This is a genomic window from Streptomyces sp. NPDC041784 (genome assembly GCF_055591025.1).
The window spans coordinates 148,286-162,424 of record NZ_JBVJAB010000018.1 but is presented as its reverse complement, the minus strand read 5'-3'; the positions used below and the strand labels follow the sequence as shown (position 1 = coordinate 162,424).

The window sequence follows — 14,139 nt, the reverse complement described above, 5'->3', positions numbered from 1 at the left end:
CGGCGGGCGGGGACGGGAAAACCGACACCGGAAACGGTGCACGGCGTCCCGTCCCCGACCCAACACATGGAACTCGACCGCCGCGGCGCCGAACTCCTCTTCCAGGTTCTGACGGAGCGGGAGGAGAGGAACAGCGTGGCGATCGCCTCGAACGAGTCGTTCTCTGGCTGGACCAAGACCTTCACTGACCCTCGCCTCTGCGCTGCCATCGTCGACCGTCTCACCTTCGGCGGCAACATCATCGAGACCGGCACCGACTCCTACCGCCTCGCCACCACCCGAGCCCGCGCCGAACAGCAGGCCACGGCCGGCTGACTTCCCGCAGGGCTCAGAGCGCGATCGGCCGGTACTTCAGAGCCTCGTCGACAATCTCCTCCGCAGACGCGCCCCGAAGGTCGTCTGAGGGGTGGAAGACCAGGTCGCTCACCCGGGGGTGCGACACGTTCGCCTCCAGGAGCCGCAGGTAGTAGTCGCTCTCCGGGTCGGCCAGCAGGAGTCTGCGAACGATCTCAACGAGCTCGTCCCGGGTGATGTCCGCAACCACGGGGCGAGCCGGCCGGGCCGCCTCCCGCGCGAACTCCTCCAGGCTCCTGCTTCCGTCGTACTCAGCGAAGTCGAGGACCTCGTAGTCATGACCGGTCATCGCGTTGAAGGCCGTGATTGCCTCACGCGCTGCCGCCCGGCGGGTTTCCAGCATGTCAGCGATCCGCTCGACCTCGGCGCACAGCTCGTCCAGCCGCTGCCGACTCACGGGCGGGGGCAACAACTCCGGTCTCAGGTCCACAGCCGCATTATGTCCGTCCGTGCCGACACGCCCGAGCCAAGCCCTCTGGGCGCTGCCAGTTCTCATCGACATTGCTGGGCGCCTCGATCAAGAACCGCTGCCAGACCCCGGCGACATTCGCTCTCCGTTCTCACCTACGAAGCCACCACCTCGTTGTTGTTGACGGCGGCGGTAGGCGCGGCCTTGTGGGCTCTGCGCCCGGTGCTTCCCCCGGCCGGTGTGCCTGGCGAACTGCTCGGGTTGCGGCGGGGAGCGGACGCCGGGTTGCTGGTGGCGTCGTTGGCCGAGATGAGTAGTGCGCGCCAACGGCAGCTGGCGGAGAAGCGGTTGTCGGTGATGGCTGTCCTGGTGCGGCGGAAGTTCCGGGCGGTCCGTCTGGCGGTGGATCTGGTGGTGGTTGCCCTGGCGGTGGCCGGAATTGGGCTGTTGATCACCTACATGCCATGTTGAGACCATCCGGATGTGAGGGGCGCCACACCTGGGGGGACTGTGTATCAGCCGTATATCACAGTGATCGGTGAGCAGTTGTGGTCTCAGTTGCGTGATCTCGCACCGCGGAGGTCGCGGCCGGCGCGCAGTGTGCTGTTACGGCAGGGCGATCCCGGGACGCATGTGATCCTGCTGGATTCCGGTTCCACGCTCGTGACGCTGACGGGCCAGAGCGGGGAACGGACGCTGCTGGCCGTGCGGGGAGCCGGTGAACTGCTGGGTGAGCTGGCGGTGCTGGACTCCCAGCCCCGCTCGGCGTCGGTCATTGCGGCGGAGACCTGCGTGGTGCACATCGTTCCGGCCGCGGACTTCCTTGCCTTCGTGGACAAGTACGACTTGCTGGCGCCGTTGCTGCGGCATGCCATTGCCCGCGTACGTGAGGCGGAGTCGGTGCGGCTCGAGCTGGCCACGGCGTCGGTTCCTGCCCGGCTGGCCTCGGCCCTGACCCGCCTGGCGGACCTCTCCAGGTGAGAACCCACAGTGGTCTGCCGGGTGGCGGCCGTCGCCTCCTCGACGCTCAGCCCCTGGCCGAGGTGGGTGCCGAAGGTGCGGTTGCGCGACAGCGGCGAGGAGCAGGTGGCCACCAGGCCGGACAGGCCGGACAGGGTGGCCGGGTGGGCGCCCATGGCCACCGCCAGCCGGGTGGTTTCCGCCAGGCCGCGGGTGGTGAGCATGGCCTGTGCGTTGTGGCCCAGGCCCATGCCGGAGGCGATGCCGACCGCTCTCCAGCTCGGCGACGCGGAAGGCGACCCGCTTGGCGGACAGGCCGAAGCGGGACGCCGGTCGGTGGCCGGGGCGACGGCGACCGGGGACAGGTCGAACCCCGCCAGGCGGACGGCGAGGGCGCGGGCCAGCCACATGCCGATGCCGCCGGTGCCGCAGCCCGCATCCACCAGCGCCCCCTCCGTGGGGCGGCCGACCCGCCCCGCCGAGGGGGTCGCCCACAGTGAGGGCTTCGGCCTGCTGGGCGAAGTGGACGGCGGCCGGCAGCGCCTCCGCCGGCGTCCCGCGCGGAACCCAGGTCGCCCAGGCCGTCGCCACCTGTGCACCGCCTTCGGTGGCGCGTCAGGTTCGACCAGAACAGGGCGGTCAGCCCCCGCTGGTCCTCATCGGGTGAGCTCGTTCCCCCCGCGCCGGTTTGGCGAGGAGCCGTTGCGGCAGCAGCGACCATGAGGTTACTTCGCGGTTCGGGTGTGGCTGCGGTGAACGTCCCACCCTGCACGGCGGGGCGCACTTGCGTAAAATCTTCACCAAGGCCGGAACCGCCCCGCGCACGGTGGTTTCTCTCGCGTGACAGCCGGAAGCTGCGGGTCAATTCCGGTATCGGCAACGGCGATTCCTTTGGTGCAGAAGCCGGAAAGAGAACACCGTTCTCGGCGCTGACAGGGAAAGGTTCATCCGACGTATGCCCGGCCTTTGGGTGACAGGGAACTCGCCGACAAAGTAGCTTTCCGTTCCCCGGGGGTGGCGATCGGCGAACCGCCGCACGTGGTGACCGGTCGCTCCGCACCGTCGCCGCGCCGCGGCATGTCCGACGGAGTCGCCATGACCGTCCACATATCCACGGAGTCAGTACCGGTCCGCGACCGTGCCGCCTTCTTCGCCGACGCGCTGGGGCAGGCATACCTCCGCAATGCCATCACCATTCCGGAAGGGCCGAGGCCGTTCTCGGCATCCCTCACCAGCAACCGGCTCGGCCCGCTCCAGGTGTCCAATCTGCTCGCCGAGCCGTACCAGGTCAGCCGCACCCGGAGAATGATCTCGCACGATCCTGACGAATACGTCTTCATCGGCCTGCAACGCAGGGGAGCGTCCGCGTTCTTGCAGGACGGCCGGGAAGCCATCTCCCTGCGGCCGGGCGATTTCACCCTTTTCACCACCAGTATTCCTGTTACGGCGCAGTACGGCGAGTCCCTGGAGATCGCGACGTTCGTGCTGCCGAGGCGCGCTCTGGCGGTGCCGGATTCCGATCTGTACCGCATCACCGGATCGGTCGTCCGGGGGGACGAGGGACTGGGCAGGCTGATGTCGTCCTTCCTGTCACGGATTGTCGACACCGCGGACTCGTACACTCCCGAAGCCGGCGAGGAGGTCGCACGCAACGCGACCTCCCTCTTCGCCACACTCACGGCCGAACGGCTCGGGCACGACAGGTTCGACGTCGACGCAGGCCAGCGCGTGCTGCATCTGCGGGTCCGGTCCTTCATCAACCGGAACCTGGCCGATCCCGGCTTGTCGGCCGAGTCGATCGCCCGGGCACACCACGTCTCCACGCGGCATGTGCAGAGGCTCTTCCAGGGGCAGGGCACCACAGTGGGCCGGTGGATACTGCGCCGCAGGCTTGAGGAATGCCACCGCGAGCTGGGGCGAAGTGGCCCTCGTGTGCCTGCGGTGGGTGAGGTGGCACGGCGCTGGGGGTTCACCAGTGCGGCCTACTTCAGCCACGCTTTCCGGGCGGCCTATGGGGTGTCGCCCCGTGAGTGGCGCGCGATCAGCCACTCCGGCGATTTCCCGGGACTGCGGCAGGAGGCGCCGCCACCTGGCCGGGCACAGTCAGAGCCAGACTGGACGGCCGCCGTTCCACGCCCCTCCAGGGGAGGTCAGCAAGCCTGAGGTCGACGAGGAGTCGGTGACCGTGCAGGGCGGGCCCACCGGATCGGTCACGGCCCGTATCGTCCGCCCAGCCGGCGCGACGGTCACCCTGCCGGTGGTCATCTGCCTCCACGGCGTCGGGCCGGCTGTTCGGCACCGCTGCTTCGAGCCCGCGGCCCCGCCGGAAAGCCGATGACGTAGAGGCGATTCGCTTGCATCACGACGTCGGCGAAGAGGCCCGGGCCCCCGTGGACACATGGACGGCCATGGTGACTCCATAGGGGCTTGCTGTGGCGCGATGGGTGCGCATCGCTCTGAGTTTCCGGGCCGCCGATGGCCGCGGCGAATGCTGAATGGGTTCTTTGCTTTGCGTCATCTTTACGCAGCCGACCGAGTGTGCGTCGCCCGTTCCGGGTCGGTCGGCCCGGCTCCTGCGCCCAGTGATGACGTGCGGAGGGTGTCACCCTCCCCGACCGGGAATCCCTGGCTCACATGGTGGAACACCCCTTTTCTCGGGCTGCGATATCACGTATCACGCTTCTTAGGGCAAGAAAGGGGCGGCGTGAGTCATAAGACCTGAGGTGTCCCGCACGGGAAGGCGGAATCAGAAGTCCATGATCAACATTTTTGCCGAGGGCGCCTCCCGTCACGTCGGGTACGTGGAGATTTTCACGGTGGACGGCACCGCCGACCGGCGGATGGACGGCCCGGGTGACATCCAGCGCGGCGAGTCAGGGTTCGTGGTCGCCCTGCAGCACCGGGGGGCGGGGGCGATCACCCAAGGCAACCGGGAGGTCGCCCTGACGGCGGGAGACTTCGTGATCTTCGAGGCGGCCCGTCCGTTCGACGTGCGCTCCGAAGGGCGGCTCGTGTGCTTCGTCGTGCCACGTCATGCCCTGGGACTGAGCGACCCCGAGCTGCGGCGCCTGACTGGTGCGACCGTCCGTGGCGACCAGGGGCTGGGCGCGCTGGTGTCGTCCTTCCTTTCCGAACTCGCCACTGAAGGAGCTGACTGGGAGCCCGAGGTCGGCGAGCGGCTCGCGGGCAAGGCCATGGACCTCCTTGCCGGCCTGGTCGCCGAGCAGCTTCCGCACCATCAGGGCGGCGACACCGAAGGCGCCCGCCCTGCGCTTCTCGGACGGATCAAGTCCTTCATCCTGGAGAATATCGCCGACCCGGACCTGACACCGGAATCGATCGCCCGCGCCCACCACCTCTCGGTGCGCTATCTGCACAAGCTCTTCCAGGACGAGGAACTGACCGTGTGCCGGCTCATCCAACGGTGCCGCCTGGAGAAGTGCCGTGACGAACTCGGCCGCGGCGGGCCATCCGGTCCCGGCGTGTCAGCGATCGCACAGCGCTGGGGCTTCTCCCACCCCGCCCAGTTCACCCGGGCTTTCCGGGCGGCTTACGGCATGTCCCCCAGCGCATGGCAGGCGGCGGCCCACGACGCCGATGCGACGGGCTGATCCCGCGCCGCAAGCCGGTTGCCGTGAGCCCGTAGCACGATCTTGCGCTGCGTACACATCGGCTGACCGGGCGGCCTGGCTGTCCCGGGAGGAGCACCACGCCTCTGGGACGGCCGCCTGCTGCCGGAGCGGCCTGGCCGACGGCGTGCCCTGCCGGTGCGCCGAGGCCACTGCGGGGTGACCCGTCGGCACACCATGCCACCCCGGCGGCTACCGGAGGATCAGGGCCGTGTCGTCGGTGGCCTCGTGACCGTCACCTCCGCCGGGCGGAGGAGCTGGCTGCCTACGCGGTGGCCCGGGCGTACGACCTCCGTGCAGACGGGGCGGTCGGCCCGGTCGGAGGGGAGGTAGGCGACGGCCTTGTGGATACGGGGGTCGAAGGGATCGCCCGCCGCGCCGAAGGTCGTCAGGCCCAGTCCGGCCAGCTCCGTCTCCAGGGCCTCGGCGACGTGGCGCAAGCCGTCGCTCGGCTCAGCCGTGCTTGGCGGTCTCGGCGACCGCGTCGAGGACGGGAAGGAGGCGGCTGAGGAGGACGGAGCCGGGACACTTCGTGGCGTGGCGATCGTGGGTCGTCCTATCGCCCGCTGCTTCGACGACGGGTGGCAGCTTGAGGTGACCTGGTTGGCCACCGATGGCACTCCCAACGCATGCAGCACCTTGTACGGCGCCGCATGGTGTACCGCCTCGGCCGACGGCTATCTACGGGTCATTACCTGCACCCCGGACGGTCCCACCTGGTTGCAGCGGCAGGAACGCTTCACCCGCTCGAACCTCTGCCTGGGTGTCTGACGTCGCCTCGTCGAACGTCGCGGAGTTCCGCGGCTTTCTACAGAGCGCGAAAGGTCCTCAGCCCGACCGGTTGAACGTGCGGGACTTCCAGAAGTCCCGCAAGGAGGTGCGCGGCGACGCTGACGGGCAGCCGGGCCCGCTGACCTGGCGCCTGCTCTTCTCCTGAGCCACCGAACGCTGAGCCCCCGGCAGAGGTTCGCCGTCTGACGGGGGCTCAGCGATGGATCCGAGTGGTGATCGCCGACCGCCCTGCCGCTTGGCCGCCACCTCCCCCTTCCGCGCCGCGCGCATCCGGCGTCAGCCAGTCGGCGTCGGACAAAAATCAGTGCGCTCTCCGTCAACGCATGCGGAAGGGTCCCTTCTAGATTCGGCTGCGTACCGGGGAGATACCCGACATCCCTCACAAGCAGGGGCCGCTCGAATACAGGGGAGGACACTCGATGAGCCAGGCATTCGACCGGCCCGCGCGATCAGTCGGTGGGCCATGGGTCAGAGGATCGGCGCAAGCTGTTTCTGGATTCGGGACGGGAGACGGACACACCACCGGTACCGGTGGTGATCAGCTCCGAACCGGTGCTGTGGAGACTCGTCGTCCCGGACGAGTACCGCGACAGTGGAGGCGACGGCGTCCCGTTGGTCATGCTTCACGGCTGGGGGCAGACACAGGAGATGTTCCGGCACCAGCTCAGCGGCCTGTCCCCGTCCCGCCGGGTCGTCACACTGGATCTGCGCGGCCACGGACTGTCCGGCAAACCGGCACCACGGATACCGCGTCGCCCGCCTGGCGCGCGATGTGCTCGAACTCGTCGACCAGCTCCACCTTGACCGGTTCGACGCTGGGCCAGTTCATGGGCGTCTCGGTGTGGTGGAGCTTCACGGACCAGTACGGCACCGGCCGGATCCGACGGTTCGTCGCCGTCGACCAGCCCGCGGCCGTTGCGACCGTTCCCCGGATGACGGTCGAGGAGCAGCCGGACTCCGGCGCCATCTTCGACGTGGCGGGACTCATGGAACCCGGTGCGGTGCTCGCCGGCCCGGACGGTGAGAAGACGCGCCAAGAGTGCGCGGCATGTTCTCCGGCGACCCGGACCCCCAGATGCCGGCCTTCGTCGCCGAGCAGATCACATCGACGCCGCCCTGTGCCGGCGTTCCTCTCAGATTCCGGACGCACGACTTCACGTCTTCCCGACCGAGGTGGCAAGCTCGCATTTTCCTTTCCTCGAAAACCCCACCGCCTTCAATGCCGTGGTGGAGAAGTTCCTGGCGCAGGTAGCTGAATTTTAGGCTTCGGCCACTGGATGAACATTTCGGTTGGAGTTCTTATGGTCCAGTCATTGATGACACGTGTCCCCAAAACGGGGGGTGGCCAAGCGCCCGATCCCCTTTTTCCTTCTGATCCCGGATTTATTCGGTTTCTTTCCGGAATACCCGACGACGATGCTGGTGAATTCCTGTACGTGGGAATGCATGTCCGTGGGTCGGTCGCGACCGCCTGGGCTGGGAACAAAGTTTTCCTGGAGCCGAGTGACGTTGTTTTCTGTGATCCGGCTCGGCGTCATTTCCTGCAGTTCGGCGAGGACTGCCAGATGACGTTCTTCCGTATACCCCGCTGCTACTTGGGCGTTTCGGAGTCGGACCTGGACCGTGTCCTGGGTGTGCCGGTGCGGCACGGCGAGGGCATGGGCGCGCTGGTGTCGGACTTCCTGTCCGCGCTCGCCGCCGAGGCGGAGTTCCACCGGTCGACGATCGGTGACCGGCTCGCCCGCAGCGCCGTGGATCTCCTCGCCGTCCTCGTCATGGAACTCCTCCAGACGGAGGCGGGAGAGGAGACGTCCGGCGCGTCGAAGGCCGGCAGCGAGATGCTGTCCCGGATACGGATCTTCGTCGAAGAGCATCTGATGGAGCCGGACCTGTCACCGGAATCGATCGCACGCGCGCACCACATCTCCGTCCGCTACCTGCACAAGCTCTTCCAGAACGACGGCACCTCAGTGAGCCAGTGGGTGCGGCAGCGGAGGCTCGACTCCTGCAGAAATGAGCTGGCTCGGACGTCGAACCGAGGGATAACCGTGGCCGCTGTGGCGCACCGCTGGGGCTTCAACAGCGCATCGCACTTCAGCCGTACCTTCCGGGACGCCTACGGCATGTCCCCCAGCGAGTGGCAGGCAGTGGCAGCGTCGGGCGTCGACTCGACGCTCACCGACGCACGGGCTGACGGCTGATCTTCGGCAACTGCCCCGCACCAACCGAAAAGGATCCCGATGACCCAGCCTTCCGCCGCTCCGACCGTCGAGCGGAGAGACAACAGGCACCGTTACGAAATCTTCGTCGACGGGAAGCGCGTCGGCCTGACCGCCTACCGCGACCGTGGTGAGCAGCGGGTCTTCCACCACACGGAAGTCGACGACGCCTTCGCCGGACAGGGGCTGGCCGCGCAGCTGGTCCATGAGGCACTCACCGACGTGCGCAGGTCGGGTAAGCGCGTCGTACCGGTCTGTCCCTATGTGGCCAAGTACCTGGACAGGCAGGGGGAGTTCAGTGACATCACCGATCCGGTGACCCCAGAGGTCCTCCAGTGGCTGGACACGAAGTTGGGCTGACAGCCGAGTTGATCCACTCACATCCTTCTAGGAGGTCCCATGCCTGTCGTTCTCTCGACCGCACCGCTGCCTCCGTCCCAGCGGGCGGAATGTTGGCACGAGATGGTTTCGAACACGTTCATACCGCTCGAGGTGAAGCTACTCGAGCATGAGCCTTCGGCGGGGACGATATCCAGCGAGCAGCTCGGATCCCTGCAGATGTCTGTGGTGCGGGCAGGCCCACAGGTGGTCACCCGCACTCCACGCCTGATCGCCGAGGACGGCGAGGAGTGGATCATTGTCGCACTTCAGCACCGAGGGACCGCCGCGCTCGAACAGGACGGCAGGCAGGTCCTCATGCGGCCTGGCGAGTTCGCGATGTCCGACTCCGGCCGACCCTTCCGGAAGGAACTGGCGGAGGGGTTCAGTTTCACAGCGTTTCACCTGGCCCGTAAGGATCTCCGAGTGCCTGAGCAGGACCTGCGGGCGCTGACCGCCACCGTCTTCTCGAGCAGCGGAGGCAGCAGCGGATTGGTGGCAACGTACCTGACGCGCCTGGCACAGGGCACGGAGGCCCTCGATGTGTCTGTCCGACGCAGGCTCGGCATCATCGCAACGGACCTCCTGGCACTGCTCGTCCAAGAGCGGTCCGGAAAGCTGAACCCGCAGGCGCCGGAATCGGCCAACGCCATCCTGACGCTGATCAAGGAGAACATCGTTCGGAATCTGTCCGATCCCGAATTGTCACCCGAGGTGATCGCGGCCGCGCACCACGTCTCGGTCCGGTATCTCCACAAGCTCTTCGAGTACGAAGAGACCACGGTGTGCCGCTGGATCCTGCAGCAACGGCTGGAGAGGTGCAGGCGGGATCTGTCGCAGGCCACGGGCCCGCTCCGCACGGTCGCGGCGGTCGGCCGGCGTTGGGGTTTTGTGAGCCCGAGCCACTTCAGCCGCGTCTTTCGCGCCGCGTACGGAATGTCTCCCCGCGAATGGCAGCTGGCCGAGTGGATGCATCACAGCGGATCGGGGCAGCAGCGCGGGAAGCTCGTGCCGTCGTTGACGGGCCCGGGCCGGCGGGGCGAAGGGGCCGCGGCAGCCTGAGGGCTGTGGATGACAGCGAGGTCGCCGAACCAGGGCCGTGGGGGCCGCCCAGCGGCCTACTCTCAAAGGGGACTACGCCCTCATCGCACGCGCGGCCCAGCCCCCTTGGCCGCTGAGGGCAGACGGTGCGAGCGCACTCATCGCCGCCGTGGATTTCCACGCGGTGCCATCACGGCGTTCGGCAGGGCCGGCGCGGGAAGGCGGTCGCCGTCGTATCCCTCGACGGTGCCGAAGCGTTGGGAGGCGTTCTGCCAGTCCTCCCTGGCCCGGACGATCTCGTCATGGGTGCGGCCGATGAAGTTCCACCACATGACGATCTGTTCGTCGAACGGCGTTCCACCGAGCAGGACGGTCCGGGCTCTGTCGTCCGACTCGTTCGTCAACGTCAACGTGTCGTTTCCGGTGTCGGCGTATCCCAACTCCGCAGGACGTAGAAGCGTGTCGGCCATGCGGACATGTCCGTGGTCGACGAGAAGGCCGTGCTCGAAGCCGGAGTCGACGGTGAGCGTGACGGCCGCGCGGGGCTCCAGGACGATCTCGGCACCGAGCAGGGGCGTAAGGTCGGTACGGGGGAGACGCTCCCGGCGAGGGAGCCCAGGAACACCCTGACCTCGGCCCCGGCAATCCGTACGGGGCCGGGTACGTAGTGCTGGAAGTCGCGTTCCGCGTGCCTGTGCTGTTCGGGCAGCGCCACCCACAGCTGCACGCCGTGCAGGACCGTGGTCCGCGCGGTCGAGACCTCCGAGTGGCTGATGCCGTACCCGCCGGTCATGAGGTTCAGCTCGCCCGGTCGTACCAGCGCGTGGCTTCCGAGACTGTCCCGGTGCTCGATCTCCCCGCTGAACAGCCAGCTCACCGTCTGCAGCCCGGTGTGCGGATGCGGGGCGACATCCATGCCACCCGTTTCGGCGACGTCGTCGGGGCCGATGGGGGTGCCCCCGCGCGAGCGAAGCCGAGCGTGGGGGAGACCGGCGAAGCACCAGGCTCCGATCAGGGTCCGGGCGCGCTGCGGCAGTGTGCGCCGTACCTTCATCGCCCGGGGCCCGCCCAGGGGGACGTCCCGAGGGGCGAGTATGTCGACGTGCGGGACCCTCGCGCTCCGTTCGCCGTCGGCCGGTGTTCCGACGTACAGCTCGGTCGGCTCTGTTTCGACGTTGCTCACCAGGCACGGCCTCCTTTCCACGACTGGTTCGTTGCCTGCTATTCCTGTTCCTCCGGCATGCGACGGAGGTCCGGCATCGGGATCGCTTCGCCGTCTTCCGGGACGACTGGCCCCGAGGACGTGTCGAAGGCATGGGTGACCTCTGGCCGGGTGCCGGGGACGAGGAGACGGCGTGCCCGCTCCTCGTAGCGGCGGTCGGTGAGGGTGAGCCTGTCGCTGTGCTGGGCGAGGTGCTCGGACCAGGAGGCGACGAGGTAGTTCTCGATGAAGTGCCCGGGATCCTGGCCGTCCTGGAACAGGCCCCAGGTGAGGGCTCCGGTGCGCCGCCGGGAACGGGCCACGTGATCCATGCAGTCACTGAAGGCGGAGCCGTTCCCCGGGGCGACGCGGTAGGAGACGGTGACCAGTATCGGGCCGGCGGCCGGCCCGGGCTCGAACACCAGGGGCGGGACCGGCCAGTGCTCGGACGGGGAGGGGTCGACGCCCTCCGCCCCGTGCAGCGGCCAGCGACGCAGACTGATGGCACTGACCAGCAGCAACGCGCTGCCGGCCAGGAGGGGGACGGCGAGCCCCAGCCGGTCGGCGAGGGCGCCCCACAGTGGCGCCACCAGCGCCTGGCCGCCTTGGAAGACAAGGAGATAGACGGCGAGGCCACGGGCCCTGACCCAGCCCGGGAGGCGCGTCTGCATGGCCGCGTTGAGGGTGGACAGGACCCCGATCCACGCCAGACCGGCGAACAGCAGCGCCACCGTCACCAGCCACGGGATGCGTACGGTGGCCAGTACCACCAGGACACTCGCGAAGACCAGCGCACCGCTGCCCAGAGTGCCGTTGGCGCCGAGGACCCGGTTGCTGTGGGGCAGTACGAAGGCGCCCGCGACCGCTCCGACGCCGACCGCGCCCAGGAGCAACCCGTAGCCGCCCGAGTCCAGGTGCAGGGAGCGGCTCGCGACGAGCGGCAGCAGCGCCCACAGGGCGGCGCCACCAGGGATGAACAGGATCATGCGCAGGAGGACCCGGCGGATGCCTGGTGCGTACCACACGTAGCGGCGGCCTGCGTCGAGGGCGGTCAGCAGCTTCTCACCGCTGGGGACGGGGACAACCGTCCGGGGACGCCGCCAGAGCAGCAGCACGGCGGCGATGCCGAGACAGGAGGCGGCGTTGAAGGCGAAAACCCACCCCGCGCCCGCCGCCGCTACGACCACTCCGCCTACGGCCGGTCCGAGGGCGCGGGCCAGATTCATGTTCACGCCGCCGAGCGCCGCAGCCTGTCCCAGCTGGCGGCGTTCCACCAGCTCCGGCTGGATCGCCTGCCAGGCCGGGCCCATCAACGCGGCGCCGCATCCCAGCAGGAAGGTGAGCACCAGCAGCAGCACCGGGGTGAGCGCGTCTGAGAACGCCAGCGCGGTCAGCGCCCCGGAGACCACGAGCATGGCCAACTGCGCGGCCAGGAGCACCTTGCGACGGTCGTAGCGGTCGGCGACCACACCCGAGGGCAGAGCCAGGAGCACGACGGGCAGGCTGGAGGCCGTCTGGACGAGCGTCACCAGTGCCGCGTCGTGCCCGATCAGCAGCCACTGGGCGCCCACCACCTGCATCCAGCTGCCGATGTTGGAAACCAACTGGGCGATCCACAGCGCCCGGAAGACGCGCGCTGCGAGCGGCGCCCATGCCGAATCCGGCTTCGGGGACTGTGTCGGTGTGGAGGGTGGTGCAGGGCTCATGGTGGTCCATGCGGGGTGGGTGCGGACGCGTTGACTCCGGCAGATGTCGCGTATGCCAGGCGGCTGTTGTCGTGTTGAAACCAGGTCCGGCCCACCGGTCGTTGTTGACCGTCAGCGCACAGGGTGGGTTCCCTCGGCCCAGTGCCACCGGTGGGCCGGTGTGTTGTTCAGGGCCGCGGCCGGATCCAGGCGGCATCGGCGGTCGAGAGACGATGGATGGTCACGGAGGTGACCGCGAGCAGCACCAGTGTCAGTCCCAGGGTGAGGACGAGGTGGCCGCGCAGGACGAGCTGCGCTCCGACGAGGGCGCCGAGGAACATTTCGAGCACGGAGAGGATCCGGCGGCCCGGGCGTGGCGCCTCGCCGCCGACCGGGGTGGAGTCCGCTGCCAGGCCCGTCAGGGTCAGGGTCAGTACAGTCGTGGTGAGGTCCGGAACGCCGAGGCGCCGGGCGACCGCGTTCTGCAGGCCCATGGCGATCCCCAGGAACACGATCAGCGTGTACTGGACGCCGGTCGTCACCCGGCCGTCCGATACGGCGGCGACCACGACGGTGACCGCGACCAGGACCGTCTGCACAGCCGTCGCCGACCTCAACAAGTGCCCCCGGTGCGTGGCGAACCGCGTGCCGAGCCCGCCCCCCACGAGCGCGCCGAGGAGGAACGCGGCCAACGAGACGACGGAGGCGAGCGCGGACAGGCTCTCGGCGCCGGCCAGGGCGAACCCGAGAAAGACCACGTTGCCGGTCGTGTTCGCGACGAAGACGTGCCCGAGCGCCAGATAGCTCACGGCGTCGACCAGCCCGGTGACCACCGTCAGGATCAACATCAGGGGAGGCAGTGGACCGTGACGTTCCTCTCCACGCGGTACGAGGGTGCGTGCCGCGTCACTCAGCAGCCCGCGCATACCGCGTCCTTTCCGTCGCGGTGACCGGCCGGTGCAGCACCATGCGGGTGAGCAGTGCACTGGCCGGCCCGATCACGATCGCGATGACGGCGACCCACACCGGCCAGGGGGTGACCCCCAGCGCGTGGTCCACGGACCACCGCCCGGCCCCGGTGAGGGCCAGTGCGGCGGAGACGACGACGAGGACGAGGGGGTATTCGTAGCCGTCGTTCTGGACCCACAGCCCCTTGGGCCACTTCACGGTGCCCGCCACTGTCATCACGCCCATGGCGGCCATCGCCGCCAGGGGCGTGAGCAGCCCGACCGCCAGGAACAGGCCGGAACCGATCTGGCAGGCTCCCGCCACGAGCGCGGTCAGGCGACCGCCGCGGAATCCGTCACGGCGGAACTCCTCGCTCGCGCCCGCCAATCCGTTGCCTCCGAGCCGGAAGCTCACTTTCTGCACACCGTGCCCGGCGATGAGCAAGCCCACCACCAGCCGGAGGATCAACAGTCCAGCGTCCATCGTGTCCCTGCCTGTTCTTGACGTTTCGGTGCCGGCGTGA

Annotated in this window: 16 protein-coding genes and 3 pseudogenes; 11 read left to right on the top strand and 8 right to left on the bottom strand. The window is 68.6% G+C overall.

The annotated features are described in order from the left end of the window. Window positions 1-315, top strand: a 315-nt coding sequence (locus ACZ6D7_RS32690) for an ATP-binding protein (protein WP_469498649.1), incomplete at its 5' end; no start/stop codon positions are given. A gap of 13 nt (window positions 316-328) precedes the next feature. Here the strand turns inward: ACZ6D7_RS32690 and ACZ6D7_RS32685 are convergent. Further along, window positions 329-784, bottom strand: coding sequence for a hypothetical protein (locus ACZ6D7_RS32685; RefSeq protein ID WP_469498644.1), 456 nt, complete (start codon window positions 782-784; stop codon window positions 329-331). A gap of 9 nt (window positions 785-793) precedes the next feature. Between ACZ6D7_RS32685 and ACZ6D7_RS32680 the strand changes: the two genes are divergently transcribed. Beyond that, the gene (locus ACZ6D7_RS32680) at window positions 794-1,234 is read left to right on the top strand and encodes a Pycsar system effector family protein (RefSeq protein ID WP_469498641.1); all 441 of its coding nucleotides are present in this window, start codon (window positions 794-796) and stop codon (window positions 1,232-1,234) included. Window positions 1,235-1,246: 12 nt separating this feature from the next. Next, window positions 1,247-1,744 carry a Crp/Fnr family transcriptional regulator gene (locus ACZ6D7_RS32675; protein WP_469498668.1) on the top strand — a complete coding sequence of 166 codons (498 nt, stop codon included), beginning with the start codon at window positions 1,247-1,249 and terminating at the stop codon, window positions 1,742-1,744. On the opposite strand, the pseudogene ACZ6D7_RS32670 reads toward ACZ6D7_RS32675, so the two are convergent. Next, window positions 1,687-1,995, bottom strand: a pseudogene (locus tag ACZ6D7_RS32670) (NAD(P)H-dependent glycerol-3-phosphate dehydrogenase); the annotation flags it as partial. The gene ACZ6D7_RS32675 and the pseudogene ACZ6D7_RS32670 sit on opposite strands and share 58 nt — an antisense overlap. 823 nt (window positions 1,996-2,818) lie before the next feature. Between ACZ6D7_RS32670 and ACZ6D7_RS32665 the strand changes: the two are divergent. Together ACZ6D7_RS32665 and ACZ6D7_RS32660 are read left to right on the top strand one after the other, a co-directional pair. After that, window positions 2,819-3,886: a helix-turn-helix domain-containing protein gene (locus tag ACZ6D7_RS32665; RefSeq protein ID WP_469498639.1), complete on the top strand. Its 1,068-nt coding sequence runs from the start codon at window positions 2,819-2,821 to the stop codon at window positions 3,884-3,886. Window positions 3,887-4,479: 593 nt separating this feature from the next. Next, window positions 4,480-5,334, top strand: coding sequence for a helix-turn-helix domain-containing protein (locus ACZ6D7_RS32660; protein ID WP_469498638.1), 855 nt, complete (start codon window positions 4,480-4,482; stop codon window positions 5,332-5,334). 221 nt (window positions 5,335-5,555) lie between these two features. Here ACZ6D7_RS32660 and ACZ6D7_RS32655 read toward each other — a convergent pair whose 3' ends face one another. Beyond that, window positions 5,556-5,792 carry a nucleotide exchange factor GrpE gene (locus ACZ6D7_RS32655; protein WP_469498635.1) on the bottom strand — a complete coding sequence of 79 codons (237 nt, stop codon included), beginning with the start codon at window positions 5,790-5,792 and terminating at the stop codon, window positions 5,556-5,558. A 97-nt stretch (window positions 5,793-5,889) separates the two neighbouring features. Here ACZ6D7_RS32655 and ACZ6D7_RS32650 point away from each other — a divergent pair, with 97 nt between their 5' ends. The 3 genes and pseudogenes from ACZ6D7_RS32650 to ACZ6D7_RS32640 form a co-directional block, all read left to right on the top strand. Continuing rightward, window positions 5,890-6,123, top strand: a complete 234-nt coding sequence (locus ACZ6D7_RS32650) for an XF1762 family protein (RefSeq protein ID WP_469498633.1) — start codon at window positions 5,890-5,892, stop codon at window positions 6,121-6,123. Further along, entirely contained in the window at window positions 6,116-6,289 is a 174-nt protein-coding gene (locus ACZ6D7_RS32645) for a hypothetical protein (protein ID WP_469498631.1), read from the top strand. The genes ACZ6D7_RS32650 and ACZ6D7_RS32645 overlap by 8 nt, the downstream gene beginning before the upstream one ends. 473 nt (window positions 6,290-6,762) lie before the next feature. After that, window positions 6,763-6,825 (top strand): annotated as a pseudogene (locus ACZ6D7_RS32640) (hypothetical protein); the annotation flags it as partial. Window positions 6,826-6,838: 13 nt separating this feature from the next. On the opposite strand, the gene ACZ6D7_RS32635 reads toward ACZ6D7_RS32640, so the two are convergent. Continuing rightward, on the bottom strand, window positions 6,839-7,132 hold the full coding sequence (locus tag ACZ6D7_RS32635) for a hypothetical protein (protein WP_469498671.1): 294 nt from the start codon (window positions 7,130-7,132) through the stop codon (window positions 6,839-6,841). 289 nt (window positions 7,133-7,421) lie between these two features. Between ACZ6D7_RS32635 and ACZ6D7_RS32630 the strand changes: the two genes are divergently transcribed. Genes ACZ6D7_RS32630 through ACZ6D7_RS32620 form a run of 3 tightly spaced genes read left to right on the top strand, consistent with a single transcriptional unit; the run spans window position 7,422 to window position 9,803 of the window. Further along, complete coding sequence (locus tag ACZ6D7_RS32630) at window positions 7,422-8,345, top strand: helix-turn-helix domain-containing protein (protein WP_469498628.1); 924 nt, start codon at window positions 7,422-7,424, stop codon at window positions 8,343-8,345. Window positions 8,346-8,384: 39 nt separating this feature from the next. Further along, window positions 8,385-8,723 (top strand): GNAT family N-acetyltransferase, encoded by a 339-nt coding sequence (locus ACZ6D7_RS32625; RefSeq protein WP_469498625.1) that lies wholly within the window; start codon window positions 8,385-8,387, stop codon window positions 8,721-8,723. 39 nt (window positions 8,724-8,762) lie between these two features. After that, window positions 8,763-9,803, top strand: a complete 1,041-nt coding sequence (locus ACZ6D7_RS32620; RefSeq protein WP_469498622.1) for an AraC-like ligand-binding domain-containing protein — start codon at window positions 8,763-8,765, stop codon at window positions 9,801-9,803. 137 nt (window positions 9,804-9,940) lie between these two features. On the opposite strand, the pseudogene ACZ6D7_RS32615 reads toward ACZ6D7_RS32620, so the two are convergent. The 4 genes and pseudogenes from ACZ6D7_RS32615 to ACZ6D7_RS32600 form a co-directional block, all read right to left on the bottom strand. Then, window positions 9,941-10,965, bottom strand: a pseudogene (locus ACZ6D7_RS32615) (pirin family protein). Between the two features lie 38 nt (window positions 10,966-11,003). Further along, window positions 11,004-12,689, bottom strand: a complete 1,686-nt coding sequence (locus ACZ6D7_RS32610; protein ID WP_469498620.1) for an MFS transporter — start codon at window positions 12,687-12,689, stop codon at window positions 11,004-11,006. A gap of 167 nt (window positions 12,690-12,856) precedes the next feature. Then, window positions 12,857-13,594, bottom strand: coding sequence for a YoaK family protein (locus ACZ6D7_RS32605; protein WP_469498617.1), 738 nt, complete (start codon window positions 13,592-13,594; stop codon window positions 12,857-12,859). Next, window positions 13,575-14,099 carry a DoxX family protein gene (locus ACZ6D7_RS32600; RefSeq protein ID WP_469498615.1) on the bottom strand — a complete coding sequence of 175 codons (525 nt, stop codon included), beginning with the start codon at window positions 14,097-14,099 and terminating at the stop codon, window positions 13,575-13,577. Before ACZ6D7_RS32600 ends, ACZ6D7_RS32605 begins: the two co-directional genes overlap by 20 nt. Between the last annotated feature and the right edge of the window lie 40 nt (window positions 14,100-14,139).

Coding starts and splice junctions, on each gene's coding strand:
- ACZ6D7_RS32680 (WP_469498641.1), top strand. CDS start 794: ATGTCCGTCCGTGCCGACACGCCCGAGCCAAGCCCTCTGGGCGCTGCC.
- ACZ6D7_RS32665 (WP_469498639.1), top strand. CDS start 2,819: ATGACCGTCCACATATCCACGGAGTCAGTACCGGTCCGCGACCGTGCC.
- ACZ6D7_RS32660 (WP_469498638.1), top strand. CDS start 4,480: ATGATCAACATTTTTGCCGAGGGCGCCTCCCGTCACGTCGGGTACGTG.
- ACZ6D7_RS32635 (WP_469498671.1), bottom strand. CDS start 7,132: ATGAGTCCCGCCACGTCGAAGATGGCGCCGGAGTCCGGCTGCTCCTCG.
- ACZ6D7_RS32630 (WP_469498628.1), top strand. CDS start 7,422: ATGAACATTTCGGTTGGAGTTCTTATGGTCCAGTCATTGATGACACGT.
- ACZ6D7_RS32625 (WP_469498625.1), top strand. CDS start 8,385: ATGACCCAGCCTTCCGCCGCTCCGACCGTCGAGCGGAGAGACAACAGG.
- ACZ6D7_RS32620 (WP_469498622.1), top strand. CDS start 8,763: ATGCCTGTCGTTCTCTCGACCGCACCGCTGCCTCCGTCCCAGCGGGCG.
- ACZ6D7_RS32610 (WP_469498620.1), bottom strand. CDS start 12,689: ATGAGCCCTGCACCACCCTCCACACCGACACAGTCCCCGAAGCCGGAT.
- ACZ6D7_RS32605 (WP_469498617.1), bottom strand. CDS start 13,594: ATGCGCGGGCTGCTGAGTGACGCGGCACGCACCCTCGTACCGCGTGGA.
- ACZ6D7_RS32600 (WP_469498615.1), bottom strand. CDS start 14,099: ATGGACGCTGGACTGTTGATCCTCCGGCTGGTGGTGGGCTTGCTCATC.